At 33.2% G+C, this 974-nt stretch carries 2 protein-coding genes; both read right to left on the reverse strand.

Annotated elements, in window-relative coordinates:
* Window positions 1–658: retron Ec78 anti-phage system effector HNH endonuclease PtuB (gene ptuB, locus ACS8FC_RS15235; RefSeq protein ID WP_439297392.1), on the reverse strand; the 658-nt coding region annotated here is incomplete at its 3' end.
* A gap of 5 nt (window positions 659–663) precedes the next feature.
* A partial coding sequence (locus ACS8FC_RS15240) for a hypothetical protein (protein WP_439297393.1) occupies window positions 664–974 on the reverse strand: 311 nt, incomplete at its 5' end.

The following is a 974-nucleotide window of genomic DNA, read 5'->3' on the forward strand; positions in this document are numbered from 1 at the left end:
TATCTGTCCATAAATGTTTCAATGCTGTTGAATACTCAGCCTCTTGAATTCTAATTAACGCTTTATCTAATTCTGCTTCCAAAAGTACAGCTAAACTAGCATCACCTTCAACTAAAATTTCCAAATAACTATCCGCCAAAGTCTTTTCTGCATCGATGGCAGTTCTTCGTGAATTCTCTAACTTACTATCACCATTAAGGTTGAAAACAGCAATAGTATTATTAGCAATCTCTCTATTTTGCAAAGTTAAATTAGTCCTAGGTCTAACCTTTCCAGAATTGAGGAAAAGTATTAAATTATCAGAACCTAACACATCAGGTTTACACACTTTACGTAAGTCTATTGCTTTAGCTAATGGGTTATTATCTTTATACGTTCCACAACGATTTGCATTATTACATGAACCGAATAAATTACCCCAGTCAAAGGTCAAACTAGGGACTTTGTCTCTTTGAATAAAGTGCTCAACATGCCCTTTGAAATTATTATTTTTATGAAGACTACATTCACAGTATGCACAAAACCCTTTCTGCATAATATTGAGCTTTTCCCAAATATCTTTATAAAGACTATTCTCTCTAATAACAGACCAACTATCTTTACCATACTTAAAACTAGCTAAACAAAAGGGAGCATCGCCACGAACCAGTTTCTTCATTGAAATCAACTTCCTTTTAACATTTTGACTTTTAATTTAAATTCTTGAGTTCTAATATCACCTTTAATTTTTAAGACCTCTGGATGCTCATCTCCGAAATGTTTGATTATTCTATCAAATAACTTTACACCTTCTTCTGATTTCCAGAGGTTCTCTGCAATTAATGCTGAATATTCAGAAAGCCACTTTGCTTCACATACCATGGTTATAGCAAATGTTCCCATGATTTGCTCTAAGATATCAGAGCTACAAACACCTTTAGTTTGAAATTCTGGTATATCTATAGAAGCGTTTCCATCATTGTCATATCTAAGTA

The organism is Psychrobacter sp. 1Y4 (genome assembly GCF_051847555.1).